At 57.3% G+C, this 26,924-nt stretch carries 26 protein-coding genes, 1 tRNA gene and 1 pseudogene; 11 read left to right on the top strand and 17 right to left on the bottom strand.

Annotated features, from left to right (window positions below):
* Window positions 1-16: 16 nt before the first annotated feature.
* From IM273_RS02480 to tesA, 3 genes are read right to left on the bottom strand one after another with little or no spacing between them, the layout of a single operon-like run.
* The gene (locus tag IM273_RS02480) at window positions 17-871 is read right to left on the bottom strand and encodes a co-chaperone YbbN (RefSeq protein ID WP_193051075.1); all 855 of its coding nucleotides are present in this window, start codon (window positions 869-871) and stop codon (window positions 17-19) included.
* A 58-nt stretch (window positions 872-929) separates the two neighbouring features.
* Window positions 930-1,739 (bottom strand): SDR family oxidoreductase, encoded by an 810-nt coding sequence (locus IM273_RS02475; protein ID WP_102863616.1) that lies wholly within the window; start codon window positions 1,737-1,739, stop codon window positions 930-932.
* Window positions 1,729-2,352: a multifunctional acyl-CoA thioesterase I/protease I/lysophospholipase L1 gene (gene tesA, locus IM273_RS02470; protein ID WP_193051076.1), complete on the bottom strand. Its 624-nt coding sequence runs from the start codon at window positions 2,350-2,352 to the stop codon at window positions 1,729-1,731. The genes IM273_RS02475 and tesA overlap by 11 nt, the downstream gene beginning before the upstream one ends.
* Here tesA and ybbA point away from each other — a divergent pair.
* The 3 genes from ybbA to IM273_RS02455 all read left to right on the top strand — a co-directional run bounded on the left by ybbA (window position 2,323) and on the right by IM273_RS02455 (window position 6,748).
* On the top strand, window positions 2,323-3,009 hold the full coding sequence (gene ybbA, locus IM273_RS02465) for a putative ABC transporter ATP-binding protein YbbA (protein ID WP_041912055.1): 687 nt from the start codon (window positions 2,323-2,325) through the stop codon (window positions 3,007-3,009). The two genes, tesA and ybbA, sit on opposite strands and share 30 nt — an antisense overlap.
* Window positions 3,006-5,420, top strand: coding sequence for a putative ABC transporter permease subunit YbbP (ybbP, locus tag IM273_RS02460; protein WP_059357446.1), 2,415 nt, complete (start codon window positions 3,006-3,008; stop codon window positions 5,418-5,420). Before ybbA ends, ybbP begins: the two co-directional genes overlap by 4 nt.
* Window positions 5,421-5,602: 182 nt before the next feature.
* Entirely contained in the window at window positions 5,603-6,748 is a 1,146-nt protein-coding gene (locus IM273_RS02455) for a porin (RefSeq protein ID WP_047367634.1), read from the top strand.
* 122 nt (window positions 6,749-6,870) lie between these two features.
* On the opposite strand, the gene mnmH is transcribed toward IM273_RS02455, so the two are convergent.
* The 5 genes from mnmH to ppiB all read right to left on the bottom strand — a co-directional run bounded on the left by mnmH (window position 6,871) and on the right by ppiB (window position 10,939).
* On the bottom strand, window positions 6,871-7,941 hold the full coding sequence (gene mnmH / locus IM273_RS02450) for a tRNA 2-selenouridine(34) synthase MnmH (protein WP_193051077.1): 1,071 nt from the start codon (window positions 7,939-7,941) through the stop codon (window positions 6,871-6,873).
* 84 nt (window positions 7,942-8,025) lie between these two features.
* Window positions 8,026-9,093 (bottom strand): 5-(carboxyamino)imidazole ribonucleotide synthase, encoded by a 1,068-nt coding sequence (gene purK, locus IM273_RS02445; RefSeq protein WP_193051078.1) that lies wholly within the window; start codon window positions 9,091-9,093, stop codon window positions 8,026-8,028.
* A complete protein-coding gene (gene purE / locus IM273_RS02440; protein ID WP_006809824.1) occupies window positions 9,090-9,599 on the bottom strand; it encodes a 5-(carboxyamino)imidazole ribonucleotide mutase in 510 nt (169 codons plus the stop codon). Before purE ends, purK begins: the two co-directional genes overlap by 4 nt.
* A 119-nt stretch (window positions 9,600-9,718) precedes the next feature.
* Window positions 9,719-10,441 carry a UDP-2,3-diacylglucosamine diphosphatase gene (gene lpxH, locus IM273_RS02435; protein ID WP_193051079.1) on the bottom strand — a complete coding sequence of 241 codons (723 nt, stop codon included), beginning with the start codon at window positions 10,439-10,441 and terminating at the stop codon, window positions 9,719-9,721.
* 3 nt (window positions 10,442-10,444) lie between these two features.
* A complete protein-coding gene (gene ppiB, locus IM273_RS02430) occupies window positions 10,445-10,939 on the bottom strand; it encodes a peptidylprolyl isomerase B (protein WP_000256009.1) in 495 nt (164 codons plus the stop codon).
* Window positions 10,940-11,114: 175 nt separating this feature from the next.
* On the opposite strand from ppiB, the gene cysS reads away from it, so the two are divergent.
* A complete protein-coding gene (gene cysS, locus IM273_RS02425; protein WP_193051080.1) occupies window positions 11,115-12,500 on the top strand; it encodes a cysteine--tRNA ligase in 1,386 nt (461 codons plus the stop codon).
* Between the two features lie 42 nt (window positions 12,501-12,542).
* On the opposite strand, the gene IM273_RS02420 is transcribed toward cysS, so the two are convergent.
* The 5 genes from IM273_RS02420 to folD form a co-directional block, all read right to left on the bottom strand.
* Window positions 12,543-13,064, bottom strand: coding sequence for a metal-dependent hydrolase (locus IM273_RS02420; RefSeq protein WP_193051081.1), 522 nt, complete (start codon window positions 13,062-13,064; stop codon window positions 12,543-12,545).
* Window positions 13,065-13,137: 73 nt separating this feature from the next.
* The gene (gene malI / locus IM273_RS02415; RefSeq protein ID WP_028012222.1) at window positions 13,138-14,154 is read right to left on the bottom strand and encodes a Mal regulon transcriptional regulator MalI; all 1,017 of its coding nucleotides are present in this window, start codon (window positions 14,152-14,154) and stop codon (window positions 13,138-13,140) included.
* Window positions 14,155-14,237: 83 nt separating this feature from the next.
* Window positions 14,238-15,737, bottom strand: coding sequence for a PTS transporter subunit EIIC (locus tag IM273_RS02410; protein WP_028012223.1), 1,500 nt, complete (start codon window positions 15,735-15,737; stop codon window positions 14,238-14,240).
* A gap of 282 nt (window positions 15,738-16,019) precedes the next feature.
* On the bottom strand, window positions 16,020-16,232 hold the full coding sequence (gene ybcJ / locus IM273_RS02405) for a ribosome-associated protein YbcJ (RefSeq protein WP_028012224.1): 213 nt from the start codon (window positions 16,230-16,232) through the stop codon (window positions 16,020-16,022).
* A 1-nt stretch (window position 16,233) separates the two neighbouring features.
* On the bottom strand, window positions 16,234-17,100 hold the full coding sequence (folD, locus tag IM273_RS02400) for a bifunctional methylenetetrahydrofolate dehydrogenase/methenyltetrahydrofolate cyclohydrolase FolD (protein ID WP_028012225.1): 867 nt from the start codon (window positions 17,098-17,100) through the stop codon (window positions 16,234-16,236).
* 310 nt (window positions 17,101-17,410) lie between these two features.
* On the opposite strand from folD, the gene fimA reads away from it, so the two are divergent.
* The 6 genes from fimA to sfmF all read left to right on the top strand — a co-directional run bounded on the left by fimA (window position 17,411) and on the right by sfmF (window position 23,422).
* Complete coding sequence (fimA, locus tag IM273_RS02395) at window positions 17,411-17,974, top strand: type 1 fimbrial major subunit FimA (protein ID WP_028012226.1); 564 nt, start codon at window positions 17,411-17,413, stop codon at window positions 17,972-17,974.
* Window positions 17,975-18,042: 68 nt separating this feature from the next.
* A complete protein-coding gene (fimI, locus tag IM273_RS02390) occupies window positions 18,043-18,588 on the top strand; it encodes a type 1 fimbrial protein subunit FimI (protein WP_028012227.1) in 546 nt (181 codons plus the stop codon).
* A gap of 34 nt (window positions 18,589-18,622) precedes the next feature.
* Window positions 18,623-19,315 (top strand): type 1 fimbria chaperone FimC, encoded by a 693-nt coding sequence (gene fimC, locus IM273_RS02385; RefSeq protein ID WP_028012228.1) that lies wholly within the window; start codon window positions 18,623-18,625, stop codon window positions 19,313-19,315.
* A 14-nt stretch (window positions 19,316-19,329) separates the two neighbouring features.
* On the top strand, window positions 19,330-21,891 hold the full coding sequence (locus tag IM273_RS02380; RefSeq protein WP_193051082.1) for a fimbrial biogenesis usher protein: 2,562 nt from the start codon (window positions 19,330-19,332) through the stop codon (window positions 21,889-21,891).
* Complete coding sequence (fimH, locus tag IM273_RS22380; RefSeq protein WP_059355415.1) at window positions 21,884-22,891, top strand: type 1 fimbria D-mannose specific adhesin FimH; 1,008 nt, start codon at window positions 21,884-21,886, stop codon at window positions 22,889-22,891. Before IM273_RS02380 ends, fimH begins: the two co-directional genes overlap by 8 nt.
* A 9-nt stretch (window positions 22,892-22,900) precedes the next feature.
* Window positions 22,901-23,422: a fimbria assembly protein gene (gene sfmF / locus IM273_RS22375; protein WP_028012231.1), complete on the top strand. Its 522-nt coding sequence runs from the start codon at window positions 22,901-22,903 to the stop codon at window positions 23,420-23,422.
* 51 nt (window positions 23,423-23,473) lie between these two features.
* Here sfmF and fimZ read toward each other — a convergent pair whose 3' ends face one another.
* From fimZ to IM273_RS02360, 3 genes are all read right to left on the bottom strand, one after another.
* Window positions 23,474-24,106, bottom strand: coding sequence for a fimbria biosynthesis transcriptional regulator FimZ (fimZ, locus tag IM273_RS02370; RefSeq protein WP_028012232.1), 633 nt, complete (start codon window positions 24,104-24,106; stop codon window positions 23,474-23,476).
* Window positions 24,107-24,918: 812 nt separating this feature from the next.
* Window positions 24,919-25,635 carry a response regulator transcription factor gene (locus IM273_RS02365; protein WP_193051084.1) on the bottom strand — a complete coding sequence of 239 codons (717 nt, stop codon included), beginning with the start codon at window positions 25,633-25,635 and terminating at the stop codon, window positions 24,919-24,921.
* A gap of 24 nt (window positions 25,636-25,659) precedes the next feature.
* Entirely contained in the window at window positions 25,660-26,358 is a 699-nt protein-coding gene (locus IM273_RS02360; protein WP_193051086.1) for an EAL domain-containing protein, read from the bottom strand.
* A 278-nt stretch (window positions 26,359-26,636) separates the two neighbouring features.
* Here IM273_RS02360 and IM273_RS02355 point away from each other — a divergent pair.
* Window positions 26,637-26,713, top strand: a tRNA-Arg gene (locus tag IM273_RS02355).
* Between the two features lie 15 nt (window positions 26,714-26,728).
* Here the strand turns inward: IM273_RS02355 and IM273_RS22370 are convergent.
* Window positions 26,729-26,847, bottom strand: a pseudogene (locus IM273_RS22370) (hypothetical protein); the annotation flags it as partial.
* Window positions 26,848-26,924 lie beyond the last annotated feature (77 nt).

Here is a 26,924-nt window from a genome sequence, read left to right as displayed (position 1 = left end):
CACCGGGCATTTTTTGTTAGTAGAGCAGCGCGTACAACTGACGACGATACTTCGACGCCAGCGCGTCGCCGGTGCCCAGCGCGGCCAGGATCTCCTGGAACATCTTGCGCGCCTGACCGTCTGCGGCAGCCAGATCTTTCTGCAGGTGGCTGAACAGCAGCTCCAGCGCCTCTTCGTTACGTCCCACCTGATGCAGCTGGAGCGCCAGCTGGCTTGCCAGCGCGGCATCCGCCGGGTTGTCGGCCACCTGCTGCTGCAGCTGCTGAATTTCCGGAGTGTCCGCCGCCTGCTTTAGCAGCTCAATCTGCGCCACCAGCCCCTGATAGCGGGTATCCTGATCCTGCATTGGAACCGTCTTGAGCACGGCTTCCGCGTCTTCTGAACGGTGCAGGGCGATCTGCGTTTCCGCCAGCAGCAGGCCGATCTGGCTGTTCTGGTTCGACAGCTGCCACGCCTCTTTCAGCAGCGGCAGCGCCTCGTCGTATTTGCCTCCCTGCATCAGCGCCATCGCTTCCTGCGCTTTCAGCTCTTCTTCGCGCGGCAGCACTTTATCCAGCAGGGCGCGAATCGCCTCTTCCGGCTGGGGGCCCTGGAAGCCATCGACAGGCTGGCCGTTCTGGAACAGATAAACGGTTGGAATGGCGCGCAGACCAAACTGCGACGCCACCATCGGCTCGGCGTCACAATCCAGTTTCGCCAGAATGAACTGACCGTTGTACTGCGCGGCAAGGCTTTCCAGCACCGGCGTCAGCTGCAGACAGTGCTGGCTGCGCTCAGACCAGAAGTAGAACAGCACCGGTTTAGCCATCGACTGTTCGAGGACCTGTTGCAGGTTTGCTTCTGTAATATTGACGATATTCTGTACGGACATGCGGCTTTCTCTTTTGTCGGTTTACTCTTTACATGGGGATGAGCGTCGTCGCTTCAACTCAGCCGTGCAAAATTTTGTCCATTATCCTGCCCGGCAGCAGGCGCTTTAACCAGCCGACGGCATGGGTGACCAGCGTCACCGGATAGCGCATTTTGGGATGCTCGCTCTCAAAAGCATGGCGCACTTTGGCAACCACCGCCTCTGGCCCGAGGGTAAAACGTGCGGCGATGCCGGGGTTTTCGACCGGCTTGTCCGCCTGGGTCTGGTTCACGTTTTCGGTAAAGCGGGTACGGATCGGGCCGGGTTCAATCAGGCTGACCTTGATGCCGCTGTGGCGCAGCTCCATGCGCAGGGCGTCGGACCAGGCTTCCAGCGCATATTTGCTGGCGGCGTAGGCGCCGCGGCCCGGGGTGGAAATCAGCCCCATCACTGACGATGTCATCACGATGCGCCCTTCGCCGTGCGGCAGCATGGCCGGGAGCAGACGCATGGTAAGCTGATGGACGCCAAAGAAATTGGTTGAAAACTGCTTCTCCAGCGTTTCGCGCGAGAGCGTATCCAGCGGGCCATACACGCCGTAACCGGCATTATTAAAGAGACCGTACAGACGGCCTTCGGTCAGGGCTATCACCTCGTCGGCGGCGCGTTCAACGCTCTCCGGCGAGTCCATATCCAGCTGTATGCCGGTAAAGCCCAGCCCGTTCATGCGCTCGACATCGTCAGGCTTGCGGCACGCTGCCAGCACCCTGAATCCCTGGCGCTTTAGTTCAAGCGCGCTTTCAAGGCCGATTCCGCTGGAACATCCTGTAATTAAGACCGATTTTTGCATAACTTTACCTGTCAGGAACTCCGCTGAATTACGAGTCATGTTTAACTAAAGGAGCCAGCCGCGTTGCCATCCAGTCGGCAATAAACGGCTGCGCATCGCGATTGGGGTGGATACCGTCGTCCTGCATCCACTGAGGTTTGAGATAGACCTCTTCCATGAAAAATGGCAGGAGCGGAATATCAAACTCTTTGGCAAGCTTAGGGTAGATCGCGCTAAAGGCCTCATTATACCGACGACCGTAGTTGGCGGGCAGGCGAATTTGCATCAGCAGCGGCTGGGCGTTTGCCGCCTTGATGTCCCGTAAAATGGTGCGCAGCGTTTGCTCGGTTTGCTGCGGCTGGAAGCCACGCAGGCCGTCATTACCGCCAAGCTCAACCAGCACCCAGCGCGGCTGATGCTGCTTGAGCAGCGCAGGCAGGCGCGACAGACCCTGCTGCGAGGTATCGCCGCTGATGCTGCCGTTGATAACGGTCGTCTTGCTTTGCCATTTGTCATTGAGCAGAGCCGGCCAGGCCGAGCTGGCCGCCATGCGGTAGCCCGCGCTCAGGCTGTCGCCAAGAATCAGTAACGTGTCCGCTGCCGCCGCGCGGAAGGTCATCAGCATCAAAAACAGGAAGGGCAAATGCCAGCGGAAAACAGTGTTGAAGTTCATCGTCTTAAGAAGTCCGTCGGTCAGGGGGAGCAGGAGCTTTCAATCCTTACCGGAGTTGAACTCGTTGTCAAACGCGCCGAAACCATCGCGCTGATTGGCGAATCCGGTTCCGGCAAGTCTACGCTGCTGGCGATTCTGGCCGGTCTGGACGACGGCAGCAGCGGCGAAGTCCACCTGGTCGGGCAACCGCTGCACCAGCTTGATGAAGAGGCGCGAGCCGCGCTGCGCGCGCGGCATATCGGTTTTGTCTTTCAGTCTTTTATGCTGATCCCGACCCTGAACGCGCTGGAAAACGTCGAGCTCCCGGCGCTGCTGCGCGGCGAAAAGAGCCGCGAAAGCCGCACGCATGCTAAGGCGCTGCTGGAACAGCTCGGCCTGGGCAAGCGCCTCGACCACCTTCCGGCACAGCTTTCCGGCGGCGAGCAGCAGCGCGTGGCGCTGGCGCGGGCGTTTAACGGCCGCCCGGAAGTGCTGTTTGCCGATGAACCCACCGGCAACCTTGACCGTAAAACCGGCGACAAAATTGCTGACCTGCTGTTTTCGCTTAACCGCGAACATGGCACCACGCTGATCCTCGTGACCCACGATCCGCAGCTGGCCGCCCGCTGCGACCGCCGCCTGCGGCTGGTGAACGGTATTCTTCAGGAGGAAGCATGATCGCCCGCTGGTTCTGGCGCGAATGGCGCTCGCCCTCACTGCTGATTGTCTGGCTGGCGTTAAGCCTGGCGGTGGCCTGCGTGCTGGCGCTCGGCAGCGTCAGCGACCGTATGGAAAAAGGGCTCAGCCAGCAGAGCCGCGAATTTATGGCCGGGGACCGGGCGCTGCAAAGCTCACGTCCTGTGCCGCCTGGCTGGATTGAGGAAGCGCGCAAGGAAGGGCTAAAGGTGGGGGAGCAGCTCACCTTCCAGACCATGACCTTCGCGGGGGACACCCCGCAGCTCGCCAGCGTGAAGGCCGTGGATGACATCTACCCGATGTACGGGGAATTACAAACCAGCCCGCCGGGGCTAAAGCCGACGCCCGGCACGGTGCTGCTGGCATCGCGCCTGATGGCACTTCTCAACCTGAAACCCGGCGACAGTATTGACGTTGGCGATGCCACGCTGAAAATCGCCGGGGAAGTGGTGCAGGAGCCCGACTCCGGCTTTAACCCGTTCCAGCTCGCGCCGCGCCTGCTGATGAACACCGCCGATGTCGCGAAAACCAACGCCGTCCAGCCGGGAAGCCGCGTCACCTGGCGCTACAAGTTTGGCGGCACGCCCGCGCAGCTGGAGGCGTATGAAAAATGGCTTCTGCCGCAGCTCAAGCCGGAACACCGCTGGTACGGGCTGGAGCAGGACGAAGGGGCGCTCGGCAAATCCCTCGAACGTTCCCAACAGTTCCTGCTGCTGTCGGCGCTGTTAACCCTGCTGCTGGCGGTGGCGGCGGTTGCCGTGGCGATGGGGCACTACTGCCGCAGCCGCTACGATCTGGTGGCGATCCTTAAAACCCTCGGCGCGGGGCGGGCGCAGCTGCGCAAGCTGATCGTCGGCCAGTGGCTGATGCTGCTGGCCCTCTCTGCGCTTACCGGCGGAATAATAGGCCTGCTGTTTGAAAAACTGCTGATGGTGATGCTGAAACCGGTACTGCCGGCCGCTTTGCCCCCGGCAAGCCTCTGGCCGTGGCTGTGGGCGATGGGCGCGATGACGGTGATCTCGGTGCTGGTGGGGCTGCGCCCGTACCGCCTGCTGCTCGCGACGCAGCCGCTGCGGGTGCTGCGCAATGATGTGGTGGCGAACGTCTGGCCGCTGAAGTTCTATCTTCCGGCGATTATTGCTGTTGCGGTCGGGCTGCTGGCCTGGCTGATGGGCGGCAGCACCCTGCTGTGGGCCGTGCTGGCCGGCGCGGTGGTACTGGCGCTGCTGTGCGGCGTGCTGGGCTGGATACTGCTCAACGTCCTAAAAAGGCTGACGGTAAAATCCCTGCCTGTGCGGCTGGCGGTCAACCGCCTGCTGCATCAGCCCTGGTCAACGCTCAGCCAGCTGTCGGCCTTTTCGCTGTCGTTTATGCTGCTGGCGCTGCTTCTCGTGCTTCGCGGGGATCTGCTGGATCGCTGGCAGCAGCAGCTTCCGCCGGAAAGCCCGAACTATTTCCTGATCAACATCGCACCGGAACAGGTGACGCCGCTGAAGGGCTTCCTGTCGGAGCATCACATTATTCCCGAGTCGTTCTATCCCATCGTCCGTGCGCGTCTGACGCAGATCAACGGTCAGTCAACTGAGGGGAACAAGGACGAGTCGCTTAACCGCGAACTCAACCTGACCTGGCAGGAGAAACGTCCCGACCATAACCCGATTACCGCCGGTAGCTGGCCGCCGAAAGCGGGAGAGGTGTCGATGGAAGAGGGGCTGGCGACGCGCCTGAACGTGAAGCTCGGGGACAGCGTGACCTTCACCGGTGATACCCAGGATTTTACCGCCAAAGTCACCAGCCTCCGTAAAGTGGACTGGGAAAGCCTGCGGCCAAACTTCTTCTTCATCTTCCCGCCGGGCGCGCTGGACGGGCAGCCGCAGAGCTGGCTGACCAGCTTCCGCTGGGAAAACGGCAACGGCATGCTGACGCAGCTTAACCGGGAGTTCCCGACGGTGAGCCTGCTGGATATTGGCGCGATCCTCAAACAGGTCGGGCAGGTGCTGGAGCAGGTGAGCCGCGCGCTGGAGGTGATGGTGGTGCTGGTAACAATCTGCGGCATATTGCTGCTGCTGGCGCAGGTGCAGGTGGGCATGCGCCAGCGTCATCAGGAACTGATAGTCTACCGTACGCTCGGCGCGGGTAAGCGGCTGCTGCGGGCGACGCTCTGGAGCGAGTTTGCGCTGCTTGGGCTGGTGGCGGGTCTGGTCGCGGCGATTGGCGCGGAGACGGCGCTGGCGGTGCTGCAGACAAAGGTCTTCGACTTCCCGTGGGAGCCTGACTGGCGTCTCTGGCTAGTACTCCCTCTCTGCGGCGCGGTGCTGCTCTCCCTCTGCGGGGGCTGGCTCGGGGCGCGATTGTTAAAGGGCAAGGCTCTGTTCCGGCAGTTTGTGAATTGATTTGGCATGGTAATAATTACGCACCGGTTTTTATGCCGGTGCGTAATGCTTAAATAGCACAAAGTGATAATGCCAACGCATTTAGTAGCACAAAACATTAAAAACCCGCCCACACAGCCCGAAAATTTCCGGTTAATATTCACCAGCTAAATATTTAGCAGCGTGTCTATTAAGGAAAAATAATGACTATAAAAAAATCAGCGCTGGCGGCAACGATCGGCGCGGCAGTGGCATTGACTACTTTTGCATCTCAGGCAGAAATCACCGTACTTAAGCAGGATCCTCAGGCGGGTAACCCACTGAGCCGCCTGAACTTCACCGTTGGCGGTAGTATTCGTCCGCAATTCCAGAACATGACCGGCGATGACGGCAAAAACGGCTACAAGCGTAACGGCTTTGACGGCGGTACCCGCTTCCGTTTCGCGGCAGACTACTACCTGTTCGATGACATCAGCTGGATCAGCTACTACGAGCTGGGGGTGAACATTCCGGCGCAGTTTAACTGGGATAACCACTACGCCGACGGCGCGCACGACACCTCACGCCGTATGCTCTACACCGGCCTGAAGAGCGATACCTGGGGTACGCTGACCTTCGGCCAGCAGAACAGCGTGTACTACGATGTGGTGGGCGCGAAAACCGATATCTGGGACTACGACATGATCGGCCAGGCGCCGGGTAACGGGATCAACGGCGACTACGACGGCTCTTACCGTTCACGCCAGATGCTGAAATATAAGAAAACCGTGGGCGATGCGGACATCTATGCATCCTACCTGTTTGAAGACAGCGAATACCTGCCGGGCAACGGCCTGCGCTACAAGCGTAAAGGCGGCGGCTCACTGGGTATCGATTACCACCTGACCACCGATCTGACCTGGGGCGCTGCGTGGAACTACACCCGCGCGGACATGCGTAACCCGGACAACGGCGACAGCAAATCCTACGACCAGAATATTGTCGGTACTGCGCTGAGCTGGACGCCGGACAACTGGACCTTCTCCGCTGGCGGCGGCTGGTACCAGAACTTCCTGACCACCAAAAAAGTGTCTGTTAACGACTACTTTGCGGGCGACGCGTGGGGTATTGAATACTTCGCAGGGTACAAATTCCCAATCGGTCAGTACGCGGTGAAATCCATCCAGCCTTACTTCATGGGTGACCGCATCGAGTACGTGAATGGCCGTAACTACCAGCGCATCGACAACGGCGTGGGTATCAGCTTCCAGCTGGATTACGGTTTCCGCGTGGATTACGAACACGTGTTCACCTCCAGCACCGACAACCTGGGCGACATGAACCTGGTGCGTCTGCGTTACGACTTCTAAGGTGTCATGTAGGGTGCGGCCTGATGCCCTCACCCTGACCCTCTCCCACGGGGAGAGGGAAAAAACATTAAAAACGGCAACCCAGGTTGCCGTTTTGCTTTTACCTCGCCACCCGGCTTTTTTTAGCGATTAAGCCACTCGGCAATTTCTGCGAACGTCCCGCGATAGACAATCTTCTCCGCTTTCTTCTCCAGCTGATAGCCGTACATCGGGTCGTAATAGTCCTTCAGCAGCGGTACAAGCCAGCTGAAGTGCGCGTCGGTGCTGCCCGTTCGCTGTTGTTCGACAAGTGCCGCGTCCAGCAGCGCCGTAAATTCCGCAAAACGCTGTAGCCCAAGCCGACGGCGAATGGCAAACAGGCCGTGGTGCAGGTACTCGCTGTACTCCTTCCAGCCCGCCTCCTCACCGTACGCGGCAGAAAAATCCGCCCACATGTGGTCAAAATACTCTTCGCGCAGGCGCTCAAGTCGGGTTTCAAACGGGTCTTCGACGACAACGATAGGGGCGTCAACCATGCGGTCGCGCAGGCACTCCGGCAGGTGGTTGGAGCCAATCATCCGGCCCTCGTCCTCCAGCACCCAGCGCGCGGCGTCTTTTTTCAATAGCTCAACCGCAAGGTGATTCTCGAAGCTCGCCTGGGAAAGCTGCGGCGTAAGCGTGCGGCCAAACGACGAGCCGCGATGGTGCGCCAGCCCTTCCAGATCGATGCCCTGCGCGTGCTGCTTCACCAGCAGCGTTTTACCGTTGCCGGTACAGCCGCCAATAAGCACCATCGGCTTTTGCGACTGCTCAATGGTGACCTGAATCGCCGTCTGGCGCAGGGCCTTATAGCCGCCGCGGATCAGCGGGTAGTCGATGCCAGCCTCTTTCAGCCAGGCCTGGGAGATATGCGAGCGCTGCCCGCCGCGGGCGCAGCAGAGATAGCCCTCGGGGTGCGCAAGGCTGGCTTCGCGCCAGGCGTTAATGCGCGCTTCCCGCGTCTCGCCGCTCACCAGGCTATGGCCGAGCGCCAGCGCGGCGTCGGGTCCCTGGCGCTTATAGCAGGTACCCACGGCGGCACGCTCGTCGTCGTTCATTAAGGGCAGGTTGAGTGCGGCGGGCATCGCACCCTGGGCAAATTCGATCGGCGCGCGAACGTCGATTAAAGGGGTATCAGACGCGAGGATCGCGCGATAGTCCGTTCCATCGTTCATGGTGATTCCAGAAGAAAACTCAGCAGCAATGGGCGGGGATTGTACGCCGGGGAAGGGGAAGGTCAACTCCCCGGCGCAGATGTCTTACTTGAGCTTTGACTGTGCCCAGACAATTCCGCTCGCGTATTCTGGCGGCAGGAGAGGAACGATCGCCTCCAGGGTGGCGCTCAGGCGGTCGGTATCGCTGTCGTTCAGGTTGAGATGACCCACTTTACGACCCGCGCGAACCTCTTTGTCATACCAGTGCAGATGCACCAGCGGCAGCTTCAGCCAGTCGTAGTTCAGATCGGTCCCGATCAGGTTGATCATCACCGACGGGCTGTTAACGACGGGCTGTGGCAGCGGCAGGTCGGTGATGGCGCGCAGGTGCAGTTCGAACTGGCTGATAGAGGCGCCGTTTTGCGTCCAGTGGCCGCTGTTGTGCACGCGCGGCGCCAGCTCGTTGATCAGCAGGCCCGACGGCGTGACGAAGCACTCCATCGCCATCACGCCCACGTAGCCCAGCTCGTGCATGATGGCAGAAAGCATCTCTTCCGCCTGCGCCTGCTGGTCGGCATTGGCCTGCGGGAAGGCGACACTGGTGCGCAGAATGCCGTCCTGATGCAGGTTATGCGTCAGCGGGTAAAACACCGTGCGGCCATCGTGCCCGCGTGCGCCAACCAGCGACACTTCGCCGCTGAAGTTGATGCCCTGCTCAACGATGCACTCGCCGTAGCAGTCGTCCGGCAGCTCGGCGGTGTCGCCTGCGCGCAGGCGCCACTGGCCGCGACCGTCGTAGCCACCCACGCGGCGCTTCACAATCGCCAGCTCGCCCAGCATGGCGAAGACGTCATTCCACTCGCTTTTATTAGACAACAGCTGCCACGGGGCGGTTGCGAGGCCCAGCTTGTCGAACAGCTGCTTCTGCGTCAGACGGTCGGCAATGATCGGGAACACGTCGCGGTTTACGAAGGCGTTATGGAGCGCCAGCTCGCGGGTCAGGGCGGTTTCCGGCCAGCGTTCAATTTCGGCGGTGATTACGCTCTGATGGAACGGCACGGCTTCCGGCTCGGCGTCCAGCCCGACGGGCCAGACGGCAATCCCCAACGGTTCGCCAGCCTGACGCAGCATGCGGCCCAGTTGGCCGTTGCCGAGGACGCAAACCTGCTTCATGCCGCACCCCGCGGGTCCGGGTTATCCAGCACCTCGTCGGTCTGGGCTTTACGCCACTCCGCCAGGCGCTGGTGTAAATCTTTGTCGTGCGTTGCAAGAATTTGCGCGGCCAGCAGGGCGGCGTTCGCCGCGCCCGCTTTGCCAATTGCCAGCGTGCCGACAGGAATACCGCGCGGCATCTGGACGATGGAGTAGAGGCTATCGACACCGCTTAACGCGGCGCTTTGTACCGGGACGCCCAGAACCGGCACCAGGGTTTTGGCGGCAATCATGCCCGGCAGATGTGCTGCGCCGCCCGCACCGGCAATAATCACCTCATACCCGTTCTCTTCGGCGCTTTCGGCGAAGCTGAACAGTTTGTCCGGCGTACGGTGTGCGGAAACCACTTCAACGTGGTGCGGAACATTCAGGATTTCAAAGATTTCGGCGGCGAACTGCATGGTAGCCCAGTCGCTTTTGGACCCCATCACGATGGCGACACGCGCCGGATTATTGCGGGAAGACATGCGTCTTAAAACTCCTGTGGTGCGAAACACACTGCTTTCGAGGGCACAGAGAATAGCATGTTATACGGGCAAGGAAAACGGTTGCGTGGCTGAGAAATAAGCGAAACGACGAGAAAACGTTAAAACGGAAAAGCGATCAGTTCGACACCTTCCGGGGTGACTTTGACCATCGAACCCTCAGTGTGCCATGCGCCCAATACCACGCGATGGGCCGGTTCACCGTTGGCGCTCAGAGAATGCACGTCAGGGCGATGGGTATGACCGTGGATCAGCCACTGAACGCCATGCTTTTCCATCACGCTCACCACAGCTTGCGGGTTGACGTCCATGATGGTCAGGGATTTGCTGCTGTTGGCGGCTTTGCTGCCCGCACGCATTCTGGCGGCGATGCGGTTGCGGATAAACAGCGGCAGGGCAAGGAACACCTTCTGGATCCACGGGGTGTGGACCTTGGCGCGAAACGCCAGGTAGCCGGTATCGTCGGTGCAGAGCGTGTCGCCGTGCATGATGAGTACCTTGCGGCCATAGAGATCGAGCACCTGCTCTTCCGGCAGCAGCGTCATACCGCTTTCGCGGGCATAGCGCTTGCCGAGCAGGAAATCACGGTTGCCGTGAATGAAGTAGCAGGGGACGCCGGAATCTACCAGCGTTTTAATGGCGGCAGCCATTTCACGATGCAGCGGGTTAGGATCGTCGTCGCCAATCCAGGCTTCAAACAGATCGCCCAGGATGTACAGCGCATCGGCGCCTTTCGCTTCACCGCGTAAAAAACGCAGAAAACCGGCGGTTATCGCCGGTTCTTCTGTTTGCAGATGCAGATCCGCAATAAAGAGTGTCGCCACGAATTACTCGCTGACGGTCACGCTTGTAATCACAACGTCTTCTTTAGGAACGTCCTGGTGCATGCCGCTGCGGCCGGTAGAGACGGCTTTGATCTTGTCGACCACGTCCATACCTTCAACCACTTCTGCGAACACGCAGTAGCCCCAACCCTGCAGGCTTTCGCCGGAGAAGTTCAGGAAGTCGTTGTCCGCTACGTTGATGAAGAACTGCGCGGTGGCAGAGTGAGGCGCCTGAGTACGGGCCATTGCCAGCGTACCGCGGGTGTTTTTCAGGCCGTTGTTCGCTTCGTTTTTGATCGCCTCTTTGGTCTCTTTCTGGCGCATGCCAGGCTCGAAACCGCCGCCCTGGATCATAAAGCCGTTGATCACGCGGTGGAAAATAGTGTTGTTGTAGAAACCTTCGCGGCAGTAGTCCAGGAAGTTTTTAACTGTTTCAGGCGCTTTGTCATCAAAGGTCTTGATTACGATATCGCCATGATTAGTGTGGAAAGTAACCATTTTTGCATCCTGTTCCGTTATTGTGGTACGTCGACCCGCCTTCGGGTCATATATAGGGGCTTGTTATAGCATAACCACAGGACGCGATCACCTTGCATTGTGTGCTGATCCTATTCCGAATTATGGGTATTATATGGAACAAACAACTCACACACGTGTTTACATGGAATCTTCGATGTTAAAAATCTTTAATACAATGACGCGCCAGAAAGAGGAATTTAAACCTATCCATGCCGGGGAAGTCGGCATGTACGTGTGTGGTATTACGGTTTACGATCTCTGTCATATCGGCCATGGCCGTACCTTTGTCGCGTTCGACGTGGTCTCTCGCTACCTGCGCTTCCTGGGCTATAACCTGAAGTACGTGCGTAACATCACCGACATCGACGACAAAATCATCAAGCGCGCTAATGAAAACGGCGAAAGCTTTGTTGCGCTGGTGGATCGCATGATTGTTGAGATGCACAAAGATTTTGATGCCCTCAATATTCTGCGTCCGGACAGCGAGCCGCGTGCGACCCACCATATCCACGAAATTATCGAGATCACCGAAAAGCTGATCGAACGCGGTCACGCCTATGTGGCAGACAACGGCGACGTGATGTTCTCCGTCCCGACGGACCCAACCTACGGCGCGCTTTCCCGTCAGGACCTGGACCAGCTGCAGGCCGGCGCGCGCGTGGACGTGGTTGACGTGAAGCGTAACCCGATGGACTTCGTGCTGTGGAAGATGTCCAAAGAGGGTGAACCAAGCTGGCCATCCCCGTGGGGCGAAGGCCGTCCGGGCTGGCACATTGAATGTTCCGCGATGAATTGCAAGCAGCTGGGCAACCACTTCGACATTCACGGCGGCGGTTCGGATCTGATGTTCCCGCACCACGAAAACGAAATTGCGCAGTCCACCTGCGCCCACGGCGGCGAGTACGTAAACTACTGGATGCACTCCGGGATGGTGATGGTTGACCGCGAGAAGATGTCGAAATCGCTGGGCAACTTCTTCACCGTGCGCGACGTGCTGAAGTATTACGACGCGGAAACCGTGCGCTACTTCCTGATGTCTGGCCACTATCGTAGCCAGCTGAACTACAGCGAAGAGAACCTGAAGCAGGCGCGTTCGGCGCTGGAGCGTCTGTACACCGCGCTGCGCGGCACCGACAAATCTGTGCCTGCTGCGGGCGGCGAAGCGTTCGAAGCGCGCTTCGTTGAGGTGATGAACGATGACTTCAACACCCCGGAAGCCTACTCCGTACTGTTCGACATGGCGCGCGAAGTGAACCGCCTGAAGTCAGAGGACATGGCGGCGGCGAATGCGCTGGCGTCCCATCTGCGCAAGCTCTCTTCCGTGCTTGGCCTGCTGGAGCAGGAGCCGGACGTGTTCCTGCAGAGCGGCGCGCAGGCGGACGACGGTGAAGTGGCGGAAATTGAAGCGCTGATTAAAGCGCGTCTGGAAGCGCGTCAGGCCAAAGACTGGGCGGCGGCGGATGCGGCGCGTAACCGTCTGACCGAGATGGGGATCATTCTGGAAGACGGCCCGCAGGGGACGACCTGGCGTCGTAAGTAAGTCTGTAACGCCCGGTGGCGCTAACGCTTACCGGGCCTACTTTTACCTTCTTTTCCACCACAACATCCCCATCAGCACCACCCCCGGCAGCCACACCCACAGCAGTTCCGAGATAATGACCTCATGCCCGTACGGCGTGGCGTAGCGCGACAGCGCAAACGGGGCGACCTTAATCACCTGCCACGGCGCAAAGAAGCGCTCGTCTGACCACGGCCACAGCCAGCCGACGCCTTTACCGCCGGTGGTAACGGAATCCAGCAGGCTGTGCGACAGCAGTGAAATGGTTAAGAACAGCCAGCAGCGCGTCAGGCTGGCCCGGAACCATCGTCGGCCAATCAGCACGCAGAGTATCGGTACCGCAAAGGCAAACAGCAGCGAATGGGTAAAGCCGCGGTGGCCGAAAATATTCCCGTAGGCGACGCCGAATTTGAACGCCAGCACGTCGGCGTCCGGCAGCATGGCGAGCACGATCCCGGCAAACAGCAGGCGGGGAGGGATGACTTTCGTTCCCAGACCTAAGCCCAGGCAAAGGGGAACAGCAGCGTGAGTGATAACGGTAGGCATTGCAATTATCCATGGCAAATCAAGGCAATATAGCAGCGAATCCGCTGCAGCAAACCTGTGTCAAATTCTGATTTTATGCCGACTCGCGGGCGATAAGCTGCCCGGACAGCGTAATGCGCTGGGTTTGCAGATCCGGCTCCTTCAGCTTGCGGATAATCAGCCCCGCCGCCTGTCGTCCGGTTTCATCGCTGGCCGAAGAGACGTAGGTGAAGGAAGGGGAGGTGAGGTTGACGTGGAGCATATCTTCAAAACCGATCAGCGCCACCTGCTGGGTCAGGAACACGTCTTTCCCCACGGTGCGGCCCACCTGGTGAATGCCGGAAATGGATCCGATCATCGCATCCGGGGAGTGGCAAAGCAGGGCGGTGATGGAGCTGTTTTTCTCCAGCAGCTGGCGCGTTGCCATCGCGGCGGCCTGGGTGTCGTCGCTGCAGGCCGGTGAATAATCATCGCGCCAGACCAGCCCGTTTTGCGTCATCGCGCTGCGAAAGCCGAGCAGGCGCTGCTCGCGGATAAGACAGCCCTCGCGCCCGCCAATGTAGGCGATCGTGCGGTGTCCGCGTTCGATAAGATAGCGTGCGGCAAGGTTCGCCGCCTGGCGATTATCGCGCATGACCAGATTGCATTTTTCGTCCAGCAGAGACTGCGAGACCGCCACCAGCGGCAGCGGGCACTGGCGGATCTGCTCCGGTAAAGCGGCGTTACGGGTGTCAGACGCCAGATAAATAACGCCCGCGACGCCCTGCTGCTTAAACGACAGCAGGGTCCGTTCCAGATGTTCCTGGTCGTTCAGCGGCTGGCCGAGAAACACCATATAACCCTGCTTCTCCAGCTCCTGAACGATGCTCGCCATCACCTTGATGGAAAAGCTGTCGCTGAAGTCGCGCAGGATCAGGCCGATAAGATTGGAGGTGTTGGCGCGGAGGTTGGCAGCGGCAACGTTATGAACATAGCCCAGCGTCGTGATGGCGGCATTGACCTTCTCGATCGTCGCCTCTGAGATTTTCCCTTTCTGACGTAGCACCAGCGACACGGTAGAGACCGAGACGCCCGCGTGCTTTGCGACATCAATGATGCTGACTTTCTTCAAAACCGCTCCCTGAAATTTACCGATTATCAGCCGGATAAGACACGTCTCCCAGCGTACAGGAGACGTGTCGTTCAGGCATCTTATTATTTGCCGATCATGGTGGACATGGTCTGGGCGATAAACTGTGCTCTGGCACCGAAAATCACCTGGATCCCGTTGTCGCCGACGAAGACCACGCCGCGCGCGCCGAGCCCGTTCAGTCCGTCCCTGTCCACCGCATCGCTCTTCGCCACTTCCAGACGCAGGCGGGTGATGCAGGAGCCGACGGAGTCAATGTTCTGCGCGCCGCCCAGCAGGCCGATGATTTCGGTGGCAAGTTCGGAATCGGACTTGTCATTCGCGCTGGCGGTCACCTCCGTACGGCCCGGCGTTTTCACGTCGAAACGACGGATCACGAAGCGGAACGTGAAGTAGTAAATCAGCGCCATCGGAATGCCGATGATAATGGCACTCAGGAAGTTGGTCTGATAGCCGTTAAACGACGGCAGGATCCCGAACGACAGGTAGTCGATAAAGCCCGCCGAGAACGATTTGGCGATATGCGCGTGCAGCAGGTACATGGTCATGTACGCCAGGCCCGCCATGATGGCGTTGAAGACGTACAGAATCGGCGCCACGAAGATAAAGGTGAACTCTACCGGCTCGGTGATCCCCGTCAGGAAGCAGGTGAGGGCAGCGGAGAAGAGAATACCGGCCGCGATTTTCTTATTCTTCGTATGCGCTTCGTGGTACATCGCCAGGCATGCCGCAGGCAGCGCGAACAGCATCAGCGGGAACTCGCCCTGCATGAACTTACCGGCGTTCTGGTAGGTGTCGCTGCTGAAGGATTTCACCCCCTCTTCGAGCATCTTGAACCAGATGGTCTGGTCGCCGTGGATCACCTGGCCCGCCTGGGTGGTGTAATCCCCGAACGAATACCAGAAGGACGGATACCAGATGTGGTGCAGGCCGAGCGGGATCAGCGCGCGCTCCACCAGCCCGAAGATAAAGGTTGATGCCGCCTGGTTATCACCGTTTACGATTACGGAGAGCGCGTCGATACCGGCCTGAATATGCTGCCAGACGTACGGCAGCAGCAGCCCCATCAGGAAAGAGAGGAACGCCGTGGCGATCGCCACAAAGCGCTTCCCGGAGAAGAAGCCGAGGAACTCCGGCAGCTGCATGGTGTGGAAGCGGTTGTAGCACCAGGCTGCGAGAATGCCGCAGATAAGCCCGCCGAAGACGCCCATCTGCAGCGTCGGGATGCCGACCACCATGGCATATTTTCCGCCCTGTGAGGCCATTTCCGGCGTAATGCTTAATACGGTACTGATGGTGATGTTAGTGACAAACACCGACACCGCCGCCGAGAGTGCTGCAATGCCGGATTCCGAGGCCAGACCGACAGCAGAGCCAATGGCAAACAGCATCGGCAGGTTATCAAAGATAACCCCGCCGGCGTTCATCATTAGCGGCAGGTGGAACTTATCGCCGAAGGCCAGCAGCAGGCCCGCAGCGGGAAGCAGTGAAATTGGCAGCATTAAGGCGCGACCAATCATCGATAACTTAGACAGCGATTTAACAAACCCTGATATCAGACTCATGCTGATTTCCCCCGAGTAGCGCTTTTTAAGCGCTGTTATTGTAAGTAGAACGTTTTAGTAGAACGTTCTACTTATCGTGGGGAAAGAGTGAAAAACGCGCAACTGAAATCTCACCTTTCAACAGATGAAATAGTGATTATTTGAAGTTGATCGATAAATAACCGTGATGGGTGTGAGGGGATAGAGATAGAAATTGCCGGGTGGCGGCTTCGCCTTACCCGGCCTACAAACGGAGACAGTACGTAGGCCCGGTAAGCGCAGCGCCACCGGGCATCAAACGGCTTACGCCGTCACGGTCACGCTCTGCCCTTCAAAGCTCACGGTCTGGCCGGCGACAATTTTGCAGCGCTTGCGGGTTTCCACCACGCCGTCTACTTTCACCTGCCCGTCGGCGATAACGATTTTCGCCTGCGCGCCGCTTTCGCTCCAGCCTTCCAGCTTGAGCAGATCGCACAGCTCAACGTGCGGGTGTTTGCCTAATGAAAATGTGGCCATCTTATGCTTCCTCTACATCGTGGTACTCTTCGCATGCCTGCAAAGTATTCTGAATCAGCGTTGCTACAGTCATCGGGCCAACGCCGCCCGGCACTGGCGTAATGTAAGAGGCGCGAGCCGCCGCATCTTCGTACACCACGTCGCCGACCACTTTGCCATTTTCCAGACGGTTAATCCCGACGTCCACGACAATCGCGCCCTCTTTGATCCACTCGCCTGGAATAAAGCCCGGCTTGCCGACCGCGACGATCAGCAGATCGGCGTTTTCAACGTGGTGACGCAGGTTTTTGGTAAAGCGGTGGGTCACGGTGGTGGTGCAGCCGGCCAGCAGCAGCTCCATGCTCATCGGACGGCCCACGATATTGGACGCGCCGATGACCACGGCGTTCAGGCCGTAGGTGTCGATGTTATAACGCTCCAGCAGCGTCACGATGCCGCGCGGGGTGCACGGGCGCAGACGCGGCGCACGCTGGCACAGGCGGCCCACGTTGTACGGATGGAAACCGTCGACGTCTTTATCCGGCGCGATACGCTCCAGCACCTTCACGTTGTCGATGCCCGCAGGCAGCGGCAGCTGAACCAGAATGCCGTCGATCTCTTTATCGGCATTCAGGGTGTCAATAAGTTCCAGCAGTTCCGCTTCGCTGGTGGTTTCCGGCAAATCGTAAGAGCGGGAGACGAACCCCACCTCTTCACACGCTTTGCGTTTGCTGCCGACATAAATCTGTGATGCCGGGTTGCTGCCAACCAGCACAACGGCCAGCCCGGGAGCGCGTTTTCCGGCGGCTTTACGCGCCTTCACTTTTTCCGCGACCTCAGAGCGCACCTGCTGCGCAATCGTTTTACCGTCAATAATCTTTGCTGCCATCAGAGAGAAGATTCCGTCTGTAACGTTTGAAAGGGGGGATTGCCTGTATTTTGTCAGAAGCGAGCGCCGCTGTCAGTCACCCTTTACGAGTTTTCATCCGTGAGGCGCAAAAACCCTTCTTAAGTGATGGTCAATTTCTTAGACGGGATTAGGATGTGACCTGGCGAAATGGCAGTGTTTTGACATATTTAAAAATTACATCCTGAGCTACTTTGTCTCCTCCGAAATAAGTTTTCAATTATGCAATTGAACGTATTTCTTATTCCCGATTTTTCGCGGGAAGGGTTATTTACATTTTAAAGGAATAGACATGAAACTCAGCAACATTGCTTCTTCTGTTATTGCAACACTGGCCCTGGTCGCGGGTGCCGCTAATGCAGCCGATCCCGTTACGCCGGTTACCGTAAATGGCGGTACCGTGCATTTTAAAGGTGAACTGGTTAATGCTGCTTGTTCAGTAAATACCGATTCTTCCGAGCAGACGGTTAATCTCGGTCAGTATCGTACCGCGAAATTCACCAAAGTGGGCGACACCACCTCTAATATTCCGTTCAACATTGAACTGAATGACTGCGATCCGCTGGTTGCGAAAACCGCTGCCGTTGCTTTCACCGGCCAGATCGACGCGACCGACAAAACCCTGCTGGCCGTGACGTCCGGTAACAACGACAACACCGCGAAAGGCGTGGGTATCGAGATCCTCGACAGCAAATCCAGCGTGCTGACCCCGGACGGTGCCACCTTCTCTGCCGCGAAAGACCTGATTAAAGGGACTAACACCCTGCAATTCACCGCGCGCTACAAATCAACGGCTGCAACCACCGAGCCAGGCCAGGCGAACGCTGACGCCACCTTCGTAATGAAATACGAATAATACCCTCGCACAGGGATGTTCAGGCCTCAGGGACGAGGCCCGTCATACGCTACTGCCAGGAACGAAGGATGACAAGGACTGGAACACTACTGCTGTTAACCCTTGCGATGGCCTGCCCGGCATCGGCGCATACCGTGGTGATCGAAGGCGGCAAGGTGCATCTTCGTGGGGAGCTGGTAAACGGCGGCTGTGCCGTGGCGCCCGACAGCCAGAATATGCGCATCGACATGGGGCAGTACCGAACCAATTCATTTTCCGGTGTGGGCAGCTTTTCAACGGTTAATGTGCCGTTCACCGTGCGGCTGCTGGACTGCAGCGTGGATGTCTCTCGCATCGTGGGGATCCAGTTTCAGGGCGTGACGCCCGCGGAAGATCCGCAGGTTTTTCTGGCGACATCGCGGCCAGGTGAAACGCCTGTCAGCAGCGGCGTGGGGCTGGCGCTTTTTGATGAGCAGCAGCGTCAGATTATCCCGAATGCGACGGCCGTCAGCTGGTTGCCCGTGAATACCAGCGAGCTCGCATTTCATTTTAGCGCCCGCTATCGCGCTATTTCCGAACACCTCGTGCCAGGCAATATTCAGTCGGATGTCTGGTTTACGTTGATTTATCCATAACACCTGCGAACACATTATTAAAGGTACGGTTTTGATGAATATGCTAATTAAACCAGGACTGCTTTTATCGTTTATTTTAATGATGGTTTCTGCTTGCGCGAATGCTTCCGGCGGTATTGCGCTGGGGGCCACGCGCGTTATTTATCCGGCGGATGCGAAGCAAACGTCGCTGGCGATCACCAACAGCAATAAACAAGAACGCTACTTAATTAACGCGTGGATCGAAAATGCCAGCGGGCAAAAGGAAAAAACCTTTGCCGTCACGCCGCCGCTGTTCGTTAGCGAGCCGGACAGCGAAAACACGCTGCGTATTATTTACGCCGGGCCCGCGCTGCCCGCCGATCGCGAATCGCTCTTTTACATGAACGTGAAGGCGATCCCGTCAGTGAACAAAGCGAAAACAGAAAACAATAACGTGCTGCAGCTGGCGATCCTTTCGCGCATCAAGCTGTTTGTGCGCCCGAATAACCTGGCGATGCAGCCGGATGAGGCGCTTTCCCAGCTGCGCTTTGAGCGCGTGGGGAACCATCTCAAAGTCAGCAACGCCTCGCCGTATTACATCACTCTGGTCAACCTGAAGCTGGGCGGTCAGACGCTGGAAAACCTGATGGTCGCGCCGAAAAACTCGGCTCAGCAGGTGCTGCCCGCCGGGGCCGGCGGTACGCTCTCCTGGCAGAGCGTGAATGACTACGGTGCCATTACACCGGCGCGCAGCGTCAACCTGTGAGCAGAGTCAGGGCGATGAAAAACCACCAGGGACGTTACTGCCCGGTTGCACTGGCGCTGATGGCCGCGCTCTGGCCGCAGGCAGGCTGGAGCGAAAGCTACTTCAACCCGGCCTTCTTATCCGACGACACCGCCAGCGTGGCGGATTTGTCGCGTTTTGAACAGGGGCACCAGCAGGCACCCGGCATCTATCGCGTGGATATCTGGCGTAACGATGAGTTTATCGGCACCCAGGACGTGCGTTTTGAACAGGCCGAGAACACGCCGCCGGTGGCGGGCGGCCTGTCGCCGTGCATTACGCGCGCGATGCTCGATCGCTTTGGCGTCAACGTTGCCGCATTTCCCGAGCTGGCGAAGGTACAGGGTGAAACGTGCGTTCCATTGACCACGGCCATTCCCGGCAGCGAAACGGTATTTAACTTTGCTTCACAGCGCCTGAACGTCAGCCTGCCGCAGGTGGCAATGCAAAACAGCGCGCGCGGCTATATTCCGCCTGAACAGTGGGATGAAGGCATTCCCGCCGCGCTGGTGAACTACAGCTTTACGGGCAACCGGGGAAGCGAAGACGACAGCTATTACCTGAACCTGCAGAGCGGGCTGAACTATGGCGCCTGGCGTTTACGCAACAACGGCGCATGGCGCTACACGCAAAATAACGGGAAGCGGCGCAGCGAGTGGCAGAATATTGGCACCTGGGCGCAGCGCACCGTTATCCCACTGAAAAGTGAGCTGGTGCTGGGCGACAGCAACACCGGGAATGACGTTTTCGACAGCGTCGGTTTTCGCGGCGGGCGGCTCTATTCGTCTGACAGCATGTACCCCGACAGCCTGCAGGGTTACGCGCCGACCGTACGCGGTATTGCCCGTACGCCTGCCAAAGTGGTGGTTCGCCAGAACGGCTACGTTATCTATCAAAGCTACGTCCAGCCCGGCGCGTTCGCCATTACCGATCTTAACCCGACCTCCTCCAGCGGTGACCTTGACGTCACGGTGGAAGAGAAAGACGGCAGCCAGCAGCGCTACACCGTGCCGTACTCCACCGTGCCGCTCCTGCAGCGTGAAGGGCGCTGGAAATATGACCTCGTGGCGGGGGATTACCGCAGTGGTAACAGCGACCAGGATACACCGTTCTTCGCCCAGGGCACCCTGATTACCGGCCTTGCTAACGGCTTTACGCTCTATGGCGGCACCCAGCTGGCGTCACGCTATACCGCAGTGGCCGTCGGTGCCGGGAAAAACCTCGGTGACTGGGGCGCAGTCTCCGTCGATATCACCCACGCCCGCAGCCAGCTCGCGGACGACAGCAAACATGAAGGTCAGTCCCTGCGTTTTCTCTATGCAAAATCGCTGAACGGGTTTGGCACCAACTTCCAGCTGCTGGGCTACCGCTACTCAACGAAGGGGTTTTACACCCTGGACGACGTGGCCTGGCGCTCAATGGAGGGCTACCAGTATGCCGATAGCCAGGACGATAACGATGTGCCGGACGTGCAGAGCTATCACAACCTGACGTGGAATAAAAAAGGCCGCTTCCAGCTCAACATTTCCCAGTCGCTGGGGGATTACGGCTCGGTCTATATCTCCGGGAGTGAGCAAACCTACTGGGGGACGGACGAAACGAACCTCTGGTATCAGCTGGGCTACGCGGGGGGCGTGAAGGGGATCAACTACTCCTTGTCATGGTCGTGGAACAAATCCGTCGGGATCGACGGTACCGACCGGATCGCGTCGTTTAACGTCTCTGTGCCGTTTAGCCTCTTTACTCGCCAGGGCTATCGCCGGGACAGTGCGATCGAGCGCGCCTATGCCACCGCATCCGCCAGCCGAAACAGCGATGGCGACACGAGCTGGCAAACCGGCGTCAGCGGCACGCTGCTTGAGGACCGCAACCTGAACTACAGCGTGACCCAGGGACACGCCAGCACCAACGGCTCAAGCGGAAGCGCCAGCGCCAACTGGCAGGCAACCTACGGCACGCTGGGCGTGGGCTACAACTATTCCCGCGATCAGCACGATCTCAACTGGCAGCTCTCCGGTGGAGTGGTTGGCCATTCAGACGGCGTGACCTTCAGCCAGCCGCTGGGCGATACCAACGTGCTGATTAAGGCGCCGGGGGCATCAGGCGTCAGCGTGGAAAACCAGACCGGCGTGAAGACCGACTGGCGAGGCTACGCGGTCATGCCGTACGCCACCGTCTACCGCTACAACCGCGTGGCGCTGGATACCAATACCATGAGCAACAACACCGACATCGAAAACAACGTGAGCAGCGTGGTGCCGACCAAAGGCGCGCTGGTCCGCGCCAGCTTTGATACCCGCATTGGCGTGCGCGCCCTGCTGACGGTAACGCGCGGCAACCAGCCGGTGCCGTTCGGCGCCGTGGTGCGCGAAACCCAGAGCGGCGTGACCAGCATGGTGGGGGATGACGGGCAAATTTACCTGAGTGGGCTGCCGCTGGAAGGCGAACTGCTGGTCCAGTGGGGTAACGGGGCGCAGTCCCAGTGCCGTGCGCCTTACAGCTTGCCTGAAAAGAGCCTGCAACAGGCGATCACACTTAAGGGGATCCGCTGTGATTAAAATCCATATCTTTGCCTTGTCGCTTCTGGCACTCCTGCCCGCGACAAACGCGTTAGCCACCGTGTGCGTCAATGAAAAGGGCGTGCCGACGGAGGTGCATTACGACCTGACGGATAAATTCAACAGCTCGAATAACCAGGTTGGGCAGGTTGTCACCCTCAGCGAGAAATCGCAGTGGGTGGGGGTAAACGCCGTCTGCCCGAAGGGCACCGTCGGGAATACCACCAAGCGCAGCTACGTGACGGATTACCCGATCACCGGGACCAGCGATGGCTATCAGTATCTGAAGCTTAACGACTATCTGGACGGGGCGATGAAGATCACGGACAGCTATGCTGGCGCGTTTTATCCACCCAAAAGCTATATCCAGATGGGGAGCCATCCGAACGTTTCAAAAAACAAACCGTTTGGCGTGCAGGATTCCAGCCTTATTTTCCGTCTTAAGGTGACCCGACGCTTTATCAATATGGTGGTGATCCCGCGTGCCACCATGTTCCGCGTTTACGTCACCACCACCTCCTCCGATCCGTTGACCACGCCGGTCTACACCATCAGCTACAGCGGAACCATTCAGGTGCCGCAGAGCTGCGCCATCAACGCCGGCAATGTGGTTGAATTTGATTTCGGCGACATTGGCGCCTCCCTGTTCAGCAAGGCGGGCGTGGGTAACAAGCCGGAGGGCGTCTCATCGCAAAGCAAAACCATCGCGATTAAATGCACCAACGTGGAGGCGAACGCCATGCTGACGATGCGCGTCGAGGCTGAAAAGGTTTCCAATAATGTGGTGGTGTCGGATAACCCGGATGTGGGGTTTATCATAGCCAACGAGAGCGGTGCGCCGCTCACGCCTAACAACCTGACGAGTAAAATTCCGTTCCGCCTGGACGACAGCGCGCAGGCGCAGGTGGGGATCCGGGTCTGGCCGGTGAGCGTGACGGGCAACAAGCCAGCGGAAGGGCGCTTTACCTCGCGCGGATATTTGCGTGTGGATTACGACTAAGGAGCAGACATGCGAAACGGGATCCGTTTTATCACCGTGGCGCTCTTTGCGCTTTGCACCCAGGCTCAGGCGGAAACCGCATTGGGCGAAATTAATATTCGGCTCTACGGCAATATCGTCGATTTCACCTGCGTGGCAGAGGGTAACGATAGCGACAAAACGGTCACGCTGGGCACCTGGCCCACGAAGCAGCTCAACACCACGGGGAGCCGCACGCAGCCTATGCCCTTCACGCTGAAGCTGACCGGCTGTCCGCCCGGGGCGGCGTCCATTACGTTCTCGGGTAAGGCTGACGGGAGCAATAGCGGGTTGCTGGCGCTGAATGATGCCAGTACAGCGAGCCACGTCGCCGTCGAGATCAGGGATGCGGATAAAACGCGTCTGGCGCTTCAGCAGGCCAGCCAGCCGGTGACGGTTGATGCACAGGGGAATGCGACCCTATCATTTTATGCCAATTATATTGCTACGGCCGATAACCCTCAGCCCGGACGGGCTGATGCGGATGCTACCTTCATGATTAATTATAATTAGCACTGACCGCACTCCCTGCAGCTCGGATAAACTGCAGGGAGTGAATTCAGGTTATAGCAGCTCGTGCGCTTTGGCGTAATCTATTAATTCCACGATGCTTTGTACGCCAAGCTTGGAATAAATATTGGATTTGTGCGCACTGATGGTCTTATTGCTTAACAGTAACTGTTCAGCAATCTCCTTATTGGATAATCCATTCGCCAGATAACGTAATACCGTGACCTCGCGATTCGATAATGGCATATCCGCTGCCATCCCTTTTCCCGAACCCATATGGTTTATAAAATTCAGCGTTTCCGACGGGAAAAAAGAATAGCCCATCAGAATCATCTCTACGGCGTTGTAGATCTCACCCAAATCTTTTCGTTTACTGACGAAGCCGTTGGCCCCGGCGCGAATCGCACGACCCGCGTAAAATAACTCTGATTTAGAGGAGAGGAACAGAATCTTGATGTCTTTGTTTAAGTTTCTGATTCTCTTCAGTAAAGCGAAGGCGTCTGTGCCCGTAAGTTCGATGTCAAGGATCACCAAATCGATAGGATGATTGCGAATACAGTCAAGAACTTCATGGCTATCGCCAGACTTAAGCTTGACTGTGATATTTTTATTTTTCTGTAGCAGGACCTCTATCGACATTCTGACGATAGGATGTTCGTCCATAATGATAACGGATGCCGGTTTCATTTTTAATGCCTCAGATTGTTAAAAGCGTTATGCAGAGTTTTGTAAAACTCTCGAAATGCCGGAAGGATATAAAGTGCAGATCCCTATACCGTAGTATTTCCCTGGAAAGAGCGAAAGCATCCTTGTTTACGTAATGAAAAGAACAGTGCCTCAGCGCGGTCATCTCATTTGGCTGGTGTTGGCAAAAAGATTTTTCTTATTCAGATTTGGTACGCATCTTATTATACAGAGTAAGTTTTTTCCGAAAACCCTGTAAATTAGTCTCCGCTTATTGGTTTGTATTATCTTCTGGATCTTAATGGCTATGTTTTTAAATTTAGCGGAAATATCCTGTTATCCCATTTACCGCATCTTTTCATCTTTATGTAATAACAAAAAATAACAGATGTCTCTTTATGTTGCGTAATTGTTAATAAAAAAGACCGCCGATTCGGCGGGCGACCCAGGGTCAAAGAGGCGAAAAAGTGCCCTCGCAAGGTGTCAAACCTTCATCTGAAAGTGCTTAAGGCGCATCAACGTCACGCCATCATCGCGCAGGAGAACATGCTATCCACTTTGCTTTCCGCTCCTGGAGAGTGAAGCGAAGCTGCTTGTTTTTACATCATTATCATCTTATTAACGCCTTCTGCATTCACTTAACGGATGGAGGAAAGTGCTGCCTTTAGTTCATTCTGTGATATTTCACATGGTTCCGAACCATAAATTAGGAATAGTTATAAAATCGAATACATTGTTAAAATTTAACCATTTCATAACATGCGTGGTAAGTAAATTCCTAAAGCGCTTTAAGAAATAAGAAGTTAGTGCGTAGGTTAAAACGTGCAGTCAGAGAGGTTATTAAGAAGGTGTAACAATTCCTGGCGATGGCTCAGCCCCAGCTTAAGCAGGATGCAGCTAAGACGATAGATAATGCGGCTATAGGGGCGATTCTGCAGAAGGGCAATCTGACGCAGCGTCTTACCGCGGGCAAGCTCCTGCAAAATGGGCCATTCATTGCGGGAAAACCAGTCTTTATCGGACCCCTGCGGCGGGCGGGCATCCATCAGGCTGTGTTGAAGCCCTGCCGCGTTCATCTGACGTTCCAGCACGTGAAAAGGCCCCGCCGCTTTGCAGAAGAGGCGGGTATTATAATTATCTGCCCGGACCAGTAGCCACGGCGTCAGGAAGGGGGGATACAGGCTATGCCTTCTTAACTGATCCAGTTGATCAATCAGCCCGGTGGAACGGCTTTCTACATCCACCACCAGACGCGCTGAAGGCCATTGTGCCTGAGCGCCGAGCGCATCATCCAGTGAGATATAGTCGCAACAGCTGCTCAGGGGAAACTGCCCATTGAGAAAACCGGTGCGCAGAAAATGATCCTCCGTGACCAGAATGATAAACGGAGCGTCGGTTTTTCGGGGCTGGCTGATGGACTGGCTCAAAAACTCGAGCCGGTCGAAAAAGGGGGGAGCAAAAGGTGAGCGCGTAAATCCCAGTGCATCACTTCCTGTACGCCGCCGCCGGTAACGGCGCACTGTCATTCGCATGGTCTCCCTCCTGGAAATGGCTCTTTAATCCTCCGGCCATGTCCAGGACGGCCAGTAATATCCCTGGCCGAGATCTGCGCCTGCCTGCAGTGCCCAGGTGCGATCGCGTTCAGTCTCAATACCTTCGATGAGCACGCTCCCGGCCAGCTGAAAGCAACGTGAAACCAGTTGCCTCAGCGCGGGTGTGGCGCGTAAACGCCAGAATGCGCCCTTATCAATTTTGATGCCGTTCAACGGTAATCGACAAAATAAAAACGGCTGAATGACCGTTTCGTCGATGTCATCCAGCCATATACTGTGCCCCTGTTCCCGGAGTTTCGACAGGTTTTGAATGACGCGCTGCTTCTGTGCGGCAGAGAACGCCAGAAAGGCAGAGAGCTCAACAATCTCGATATTCAGCGGCGTGTTTTTCAGATTGATGAGCCGCTGAAAAGACGCTGGCTCTGTCAGAACGGTTATCGGCAGATTAATAAAAAGGTTGTTACCGTGCGGCGTCTTTTTTAGTGCGGCAAGCTGCGCTTCAAGCAGCGTCATTGACCAGCCTGCCGACTGATGGCGGAAAAAATCCTCGCTGTGCTGCGTTTCGGACAGAATGCTAAGCACCTCCACGCCAACCTGACGCTGAGAGGTGAGGTCGACGACAGGCTCCAGTTTGATGCCGACGATGTCCTGAGAAATAAACTGTAACCGGGGGGGCGTATCGAACGGGTTTTGCGCTGTCACTCCATTGTCCTGTTGTCTGTCAGCCTCCAGGCGGCCGGGAAACCTCGCTCTAGTGTGACGAGCCGACGAGCAGGAAAACAGCAGGCGTTACTTAAATGCAACTAAGCCTTTTCGCAGCGCTAAATTTTACGGTGAAACAGCGAGAAATGTTGAGAAAATAGCCGTATTTACAATCGGCTAGCGGTAATTGCCCCCGAAAACGGAAAAGGCATTGACTCACCTGACATTGACCGTATAATTCTTCGCGTTTCGCCACCGCGAAGTTCACTCTTCTCAGTGCGCCCTTAGCTCAGTTGGATAGAGCAACGGCCTTCTAAGCCGTAGGTCGTAGGTTCGAATCCTACAGGGCGTGCCATTTAGAAACAGGTACTTACGCCAGTTTCAAACCAGCCTGATTTTCTCCCTGTGTCGTATTTGCGTCATGGTTGCCAAAATGGCCTCAATTTTCCGTGCGTGTGAGCTCAAAGGGTTCAGCGCAAGGTGAGCATCCCCTTTTATCACGCATTAATTTGAGCAGGATCCTGCAGAGATTTGCGCTTGCCAAAGCATAGATAATGCGTATAGTT

The sequence above is a fragment of the Enterobacter cloacae complex sp. P13B genome (assembly GCF_014895915.1).
Lineage (GTDB): Bacteria > Pseudomonadota > Gammaproteobacteria > Enterobacterales > Enterobacteriaceae > Enterobacter > Enterobacter bugandensis.
Note: the sequence above shows the minus strand (reverse complement) of the source record. Positions and strands in the feature narration are given on the sequence as shown.

What these genes read in the sequence shown, in the direction of transcription:
- IM273_RS02410 (WP_028012223.1), bottom strand. Translation starts at nt 15,737, where the DNA reads ATGAGTCTGATATCAGGGTTTGTTAAATCGCTGTCTAAGTTATCGATG.
- purE (WP_006809824.1), bottom strand. Translation starts at nt 9,599, where the DNA reads ATGTCTTCCCGCAATAATCCGGCGCGTGTCGCCATCGTGATGGGGTCC.
- ybcJ (WP_028012224.1), bottom strand. Translation starts at nt 16,232, where the DNA reads ATGGCCACATTTTCATTAGGCAAACACCCGCACGTTGAGCTGTGCGAT.
- mnmH (WP_193051077.1), bottom strand. Translation starts at nt 7,941, where the DNA reads ATGAACGATGGAACGGACTATCGCGCGATCCTCGCGTCTGATACCCCT.
- fimI (WP_028012227.1), top strand. Translation starts at nt 18,043, where the DNA reads ATGACAAGGACTGGAACACTACTGCTGTTAACCCTTGCGATGGCCTGC.
- IM273_RS02365 (WP_193051084.1), bottom strand. Translation starts at nt 25,635, where the DNA reads ATGCGAATGACAGTGCGCCGTTACCGGCGGCGGCGTACAGGAAGTGAT.
- IM273_RS02380 (WP_193051082.1), top strand. Translation starts at nt 19,330, where the DNA reads ATGAAAAACCACCAGGGACGTTACTGCCCGGTTGCACTGGCGCTGATG.
- IM273_RS02420 (WP_193051081.1), bottom strand. Translation starts at nt 13,064, where the DNA reads ATGCCTACCGTTATCACTCACGCTGCTGTTCCCCTTTGCCTGGGCTTA.
- tesA (WP_193051076.1), bottom strand. Translation starts at nt 2,352, where the DNA reads ATGAACTTCAACACTGTTTTCCGCTGGCATTTGCCCTTCCTGTTTTTG.
- IM273_RS02480 (WP_193051075.1), bottom strand. Translation starts at nt 871, where the DNA reads ATGTCCGTACAGAATATCGTCAATATTACAGAAGCAAACCTGCAACAG.
- ybbA (WP_041912055.1), top strand. Translation starts at nt 2,323, where the DNA reads ATGCCAGCGGAAAACAGTGTTGAAGTTCATCGTCTTAAGAAGTCCGTC.
- cysS (WP_193051080.1), top strand. Translation starts at nt 11,115, where the DNA reads ATGTTAAAAATCTTTAATACAATGACGCGCCAGAAAGAGGAATTTAAA.
- fimZ (WP_028012232.1), bottom strand. Translation starts at nt 24,106, where the DNA reads ATGAAACCGGCATCCGTTATCATTATGGACGAACATCCTATCGTCAGA.
- sfmF (WP_028012231.1), top strand. Translation starts at nt 22,901, where the DNA reads ATGCGAAACGGGATCCGTTTTATCACCGTGGCGCTCTTTGCGCTTTGC.
- ppiB (WP_000256009.1), bottom strand. Translation starts at nt 10,939, where the DNA reads ATGGTTACTTTCCACACTAATCATGGCGATATCGTAATCAAGACCTTT.
- purK (WP_193051078.1), bottom strand. Translation starts at nt 9,093, where the DNA reads ATGAAGCAGGTTTGCGTCCTCGGCAACGGCCAACTGGGCCGCATGCTG.
- fimC (WP_028012228.1), top strand. Translation starts at nt 18,623, where the DNA reads ATGAATATGCTAATTAAACCAGGACTGCTTTTATCGTTTATTTTAATG.
- folD (WP_028012225.1), bottom strand. Translation starts at nt 17,100, where the DNA reads ATGGCAGCAAAGATTATTGACGGTAAAACGATTGCGCAGCAGGTGCGC.
- IM273_RS02475 (WP_102863616.1), bottom strand. Translation starts at nt 1,739, where the DNA reads ATGACTCGTAATTCAGCGGAGTTCCTGACAGGTAAAGTTATGCAAAAA.
- IM273_RS02455 (WP_047367634.1), top strand. Translation starts at nt 5,603, where the DNA reads ATGACTATAAAAAAATCAGCGCTGGCGGCAACGATCGGCGCGGCAGTG.
- fimA (WP_028012226.1), top strand. Translation starts at nt 17,411, where the DNA reads ATGAAACTCAGCAACATTGCTTCTTCTGTTATTGCAACACTGGCCCTG.
- ybbP (WP_059357446.1), top strand. Translation starts at nt 3,006, where the DNA reads ATGATCGCCCGCTGGTTCTGGCGCGAATGGCGCTCGCCCTCACTGCTG.